Raw genomic sequence first — 5,872 nt, forward strand, 5'->3', positions numbered from 1 at the left:
GCCATTGATGAGGCAAGAACAGGTATAAATGCACACCACGGCGGACCATTCGGCTGTGTCATTGTCAGAGACGGCGAGATAGTCGGCAGAGGTCACAACGAGGTCATAAAAAACAGCGATCCCACCTGTCACGGTGAGATGATGGCAATACGTGACGCCTGCAAAAAGCTTGGCACACACGACCTTACGGGCTGCGAGCTGTACACCACCGCAGAGCCCTGCCCTATGTGCCGCGGAGCTATCCTGTGGGCTAATATCAGAAAGGTATATTACGGCTGCAATGTCGGCGATACCGACAGCATCGGCTTCAGGGACAAGGTGTTCTATGAGGGCGAGCATGACTTTTTTGAAGAACTGGACAGAAAAGAGTGTCTTGAAGTCTTTGAAGTGTATCAGAATATCAGGAATAAGAAGCATTATTGATATTTAGGGGAGCACAGTGTGCGCCCGTCAGTGAATGTATAAATTGCGGGCAAACAATGTTCGCCCCTACAGTACAGACTTTGATGTGGGACGTCGAGGACGGCGTTCCATACAATAATTAAGGAGAAGTAAACTATGGCAGATATGATGTGGGCAGGAAGATTTTCCAAGCAGGTGGACGAGGGCGTAAATGCCTTCAATTCTTCCATTGCCTTTGACGGTCGTATGTACCGCCACGATATAAAGGGCAGTATCGCCCACGCTACCATGCTGGGAGACTGCGGCATTATCACCAAGGAGGACAGCCTTGAGATAATCGAGGGACTGAAAGGTATCCTTGCCGACATAGACAGCGGCAAGCTGGAGCTTGACCCCAACGCTGAGGATATCCATATGTTTGTTGAGGCTGAGCTGACAAAGCGTCTCGGCGACGTGGGAAAGAGACTTCACACCTCACGTTCAAGAAACGATCAGGTGGCTGTTGACCTGAGACTTTATCTCCGCGATGAGATAGACGAGATATACGCCCTTGTAAAGGAGCTTGCAGTTACTCTGGTGAAAATGGCTAAGGAGCATACCGAGACCATTATGCCTGGTTATACTCACTTGCAGAGAGCACAGCCCATAACCCTTGCACATCACCTTATGGCGTATGTGTGGATGCTTCTCCGCGATATGGAAAGATTACAGGATACCGCAAAGAGAATGAACTACTGCCCTCTGGGAAGCGGTGCTCTTGCAGGTACTACATATAAGACAAACCGTAAGCAGACCTCGGACCTTCTGGGCTTTACGGCTCCTATGCCCAACAGCCTTGACGGCGTTTCCGACAGAGACTACTGCGTTGAGCTGGGCTGCGCTCTGTCACTGCTTATGACTCACCTTTCAAGATTTTCCGAGGAAATAATCCTCTGGTGCTCATGGGAGTTCAAGTTTGTGGAGCTTGACGACGCTTTCGCTACAGGCTCGTCTATCATGCCCCAGAAGAAGAACCCCGATGTTACAGAGCTTATCCGCGGCAAGACAGGCAGAGTAAACGGCGACCTCATGACACTTCTCACCATGATGAAGGGACTCCCCCTTGCATACAACAAGGATATGCAGGAGGACAAGGAGGCTATCTTTGACGCAGTTGACAATGTAAAGCTCTGCGTAAAGACCTTTACTCCTATGCTGGCAACTATGCGCGTTCTCAAGGACAACATGAGAAACGCTGCCGCAAGAGGCTTCATAAATGCTACGGACTGTGCAGACTACCTCGTTAAGAAGGGTATGCCTTTCCGTGATGCATACAAGATAACAGGTACCCTCGTTGCTCAGTGCATAGAAAAGGGGCTTACTCTTGAAACACTGCCTATCGCCGATTATAAGGCAATGACAGACCTCTTTACCGAGGACGTATACGAGGCTATAAGCCTTGATACCTGTGTCCGTGAGAGAAAGTCCGAGGGCGGTCCGTCGCCTGACGCTGTAAAGGAGCAGATAGCTCTCGCAGAAAAGGCACTGGGACTCTGATATGAAGAAAAAAGATGTGACTTTTACCATAGGTCTTACTATCCTTATGGGAGTTATATGGGCTGTCGGAGAGCTCGTAATGGGACTCTGGCTGGCAGTTGTACCCAGTGCGCATATATTCTGGTTCGCACTGATAGTGATAATAACTCTTGGCGTAAGCGTATGGCACTCTATGATAGAGGACAATTCAGACCTTGAGGACCCTAAGCGCGCCAAGTATGAGCGAAAGGTCAACAAGAGAAAAAAGAACTAAGAGCTTAGAGCTAAGAACTAAGAGTTAAAAGAGCGTAGGGGCCGGCGTTCCGCCGCCCGCAAGTGATTAGTAGGGGACGCCGCCCTCGGCGTCCCGATAATGGAATTAGTGTTAATGTATTATGGATAGAAAACAGACTTAGTTCTTAGATCTTAGATCTTAGTTCTAAGTGAAAACGGAGGAAAACAATATGTCAGTAAAAATCTACATAGACGGTCAGGAAGGTACAACAGGTCTTAAAATACAGGAGCGTTTTAAGGACAGAAACGACATAGAGATAATGAAGATCAGCGAGGAGCTGAGAAAAGATCCTGCGGAGCGTGCTCGTCTTATAAACAGTGCAGACTATGTATTCCTCTGTCTGCCCGACGCCGCTTCTATTGAGGCTGTTTCCTTTATCGACAAGGATAACGACCATGTACGTATCATCGACGCTTCTACAGCTCACCGTACAAATCCCGACTGGGCTTACGGCTTTCCCGAGCTCTCTTCCGAGCACAGGAAAAAGATAGAGACCTCAAACAGAGTAGCTGTTCCCGGCTGTTATGCAAGCGGCTTTGCTTCTATAGTATATCCGCTGGTAAACAACGGTATCATACCTGCTGATTTCCCTGTTTTCGCCTATGCTACATCAGGCTACAGCGGAGCAGGCAAAAAGGCTATCGCAGTTTATGAGAGCGAGGATAAGCCCTTTGAGTTCAACAGCCCCCGTCAGTACGCCCTCTCTCAGCAGCACAAGCACCTGCCTGAGATGAAAGCCGTATCGGGACTTACCTATACACCTATGTTCAACCCTATGGTGTGCGACTATTTCAGCGGTATGGTCGTAAGCGTACCCATACAGACAAGAATGCTCGGCAATAAGGTAACTGCAAAGCAGATACACGAGATGTACGCTAAGCACTATTCAGGTGCAAATATGATAGAGGTCATGCCTCTTATGTCAGCTGACGAGCAGAAGGCGTTCTTCCTTGCTTCAAATACTCTCAGCGGACAGAACAAAATGCAGATTTTTGTATTCGGAAACGATGAACAGATACTTCTCTGCTCACGCCTTGACAATCTCGGAAAGGGAGCAAGCGGAGCAGCAGTACAGTGCCTAAATATAATGATGGGCATAGACGAGACAACAGGACTTGTCTGAGCCTTATGATGTTACTTCAATTATATCGGGGGGAAGTAAAATGAGCAAAACACTTAAAGAGATCTATGAGTATGACCTCATCGAGGACGACGGCATAGATTATACAGTTGATGAGTGGTTCAACACTATCATGGCGAAAACAAAGGACCAGCTTACAGTATCAGATGTCAGCCGTATGCTTCGTCAGAAGATATGCTCCCGTGTGGCTATAAAAAGAGCCATAGAGTTCCTCAATGACGATCCGTTTATCGGCGAGATGTTTGAAGGTCAGCTGATGTTCAACCTTTATACAGGAAAAGAAAAATACCTCAGACTCTTCTATCAGCAGATGAGACCTATGCTTGAGAACGCAGGTCTTATGGCTAAGTCCCATCACTGGGGCTCGGAGGAGGAGAGGAACGAATATATGGATATAGTTTCAAAATTCGCACAGAAGATCAAGGAGGAAACAAATGAAACTTGTTGAAGTTAAGGGTATAACCTTTGTTGAGGGCGGAGTATGCGCAGCAAAGGGCTTTAAGGCTAACGGCGTACAGTGCGGTCTTGCACACAAGCCTCTCGGAGAAATGGCAGAGGCAAATGCAGCTGCAAACAACGCTGTTCCCACAGCAAAGAAGAAAAACGACCTTGCACTTATCGTTGCCGATAAGATGTGCGAGGCTGCCGCAGTATACACCACAAATAAGGTAAAGGGCGCTCCTATACTTGTTACTAAGGAGCATATCCGCGACGGCAAGGCAAGAGCGGTTATCGTAAACTCGGTAAACGCAAATACCTGCAATCCTGACGGCGTAGAGAAGGCTGTAAAGATGTGCCAGCTGGCTGCCAAGTCTCTCGGTATCGACGAGAACGACGTTATCGTAGCTTCTACAGGCGTTATCGGACAGGTTCTCCCTATCGAGCCTATCGCCAACGCTATGGACGACCTCACAAAGGGACTTACCTACGACGGCAACAAGAGAGCCCTCGAAGCTATCATGACTACCGATACAGCAGAAAAGGAAATTGCCGTACAGTTTGAGCTGGGCGGAAAGACCTGCACTATGGGCGGTATGCTCAAGGGCAGCGGCATGATACACCCGAATATGGCTACAACACTTACATTCCTTACTACAGATGCCGCTATCTCCTCCGAGATGATACAGCGCGCCCTCAGTGACATAGTCAAGGTAACTCTCAACAGAGCAAGCGTTGACGGCGATACCTCAACAAATGATATGGTATGTATCATGGCTTCGGGCGACGCAGGCAACAAGCCTGTCACCAACGATGACGGCGATTTTGAGAAGTTCAGACACGCTCTCTATGCTATCATGATGAACCTTGCACGTATGATGGCTCGTGACGGCGAGGGCGCTACAAAGCTCATAGAGTGCGCAGTTAAGGGCGCTGAGACTGACGCTGTTGCAGAGAAGGTCGCAAAGTCTATCATCGGTTCAAGCCTTATCAAGGCTATGATATTCGGCGAGGACGCCAACGCAGGCAGAATATTCTGTGCCCTCGGCTATTCCGACGCTGATTTCGACATCTCAAAGGTTGACATCGAAATGGCTTCTGACAGCGGAGTTGTCCAGCTTGGCAAGAAGGGCTGTGTAATAGAGTTCTCAGAGGAGCTTGCAGCACGTATCCTTAAAGAAGAGGAGATAAAGATACTGGTATCCCTCGGCGATGGCAAGGGCAGAGCCATTGCATGGGGCTGTGACCTTACCTATGATTACGTCAAGATAAACGGAGACTACCGTTCATAAGAAATAAGGCAAGATATTTGGCTTAAAGGCAGGTGAGCAGATGTTCGGTGAGATCAAGGATACAGACCTTGTAAAGGCTGATGACTTCGGTGAAGATGAGCGTATAAATGCTCTGGTCTCGCCTTATCTTGAAGACGGCGAGCATATCCTGTGGTACGGCGGAAAGGACGAATGGAGAAGCCGTTCGTCAGCAGAAAAAAGAACGACCTTTTTCAAGGTGATGAAGATAGCGTCAGAACTGCTGTTTGTACTGCTGTTAGTGCTTATATTTCTGGTAACTGTTATTTTTGCAATAATTGCTGTTATAATGATAGTCTTGTTCTTTGTCGAACTGGTACAGAGGGAAATAAAGGCGAAAAAAGGTCTTTATGTTGTTACTGACAAAAGTATCATGATAATGACAAGACAAAATACCATTAAGATACCTTACAGTCATGTTTCTGATGTTATGTCGGAAAAATTCGGAAAAAAAGCCGGAAGATTGTCTGTGCTTTATGCCGACAGGAACATTATGGGAGATCTGGCAGCAAAAACACCGTTTAAAACCATTATACTGAATAAGATCGAAGCTCCCGATAATGTACAGTGTATAATTCTTGAAGCGCTGAATAATTACAGAAAAGCCGAAGGTCTTCAAGGCAGGTGAGCAGATGTTCGGAAGAAGAAAAGAAGAGGACTATGATGAATATAATGAAAGGTACGCCGCTAAGTACGACGACGATTATATCGCCCCCTCAAAGGAATACCGAAGCGAATGTGACCATAGTCATGAGCAGTCCTACAGCAACA

General features: G+C 47.5%; 7 protein-coding genes. All 7 read left to right on the top strand.

The window, feature by feature from the left end:
* Window positions 1-3 precede the first annotated feature (3 nt).
* The 7 genes from K5677_RS13665 (at window position 4) to K5677_RS13695 (ending at window position 5,729) form a co-directional block, all read left to right on the top strand.
* Window positions 4-423 carry a nucleoside deaminase gene (locus K5677_RS13665; RefSeq protein ID WP_296729066.1) on the top strand — a complete coding sequence of 140 codons (420 nt, stop codon included), beginning with the start codon at window positions 4-6 and terminating at the stop codon, window positions 421-423.
* A 135-nt stretch (window positions 424-558) separates the two neighbouring features.
* Window positions 559-1,938: an argininosuccinate lyase gene (gene argH, locus K5677_RS13670; protein ID WP_296729058.1), complete on the top strand. Its 1,380-nt coding sequence runs from the start codon at window positions 559-561 to the stop codon at window positions 1,936-1,938.
* A gap of 1 nt (window position 1,939) precedes the next feature.
* Window positions 1,940-2,191, top strand: coding sequence for a hypothetical protein (locus tag K5677_RS13675; RefSeq protein ID WP_037324107.1), 252 nt, complete (start codon window positions 1,940-1,942; stop codon window positions 2,189-2,191).
* A 190-nt stretch (window positions 2,192-2,381) separates the two neighbouring features.
* Window positions 2,382-3,335, top strand: coding sequence for an N-acetyl-gamma-glutamyl-phosphate reductase (gene argC / locus K5677_RS13680; RefSeq protein ID WP_296729059.1), 954 nt, complete (start codon window positions 2,382-2,384; stop codon window positions 3,333-3,335).
* A 40-nt stretch (window positions 3,336-3,375) separates the two neighbouring features.
* Window positions 3,376-3,801, top strand: coding sequence for a contact-dependent growth inhibition system immunity protein (locus K5677_RS13685; RefSeq protein ID WP_296729061.1), 426 nt, complete (start codon window positions 3,376-3,378; stop codon window positions 3,799-3,801).
* Window positions 3,788-5,083 carry a bifunctional ornithine acetyltransferase/N-acetylglutamate synthase gene (gene argJ, locus K5677_RS13690; protein WP_296729063.1) on the top strand — a complete coding sequence of 432 codons (1,296 nt, stop codon included), beginning with the start codon at window positions 3,788-3,790 and terminating at the stop codon, window positions 5,081-5,083. The genes K5677_RS13685 and argJ overlap by 14 nt, the downstream gene beginning before the upstream one ends.
* A 40-nt stretch (window positions 5,084-5,123) precedes the next feature.
* Window positions 5,124-5,729, top strand: a complete 606-nt coding sequence (locus K5677_RS13695; RefSeq protein ID WP_296729065.1) for a hypothetical protein — start codon at window positions 5,124-5,126, stop codon at window positions 5,727-5,729.
* The last annotated feature ends 143 nt before the right edge of the window (window positions 5,730-5,872 follow it).

The organism is Ruminococcus sp. (genome assembly GCF_024684275.1).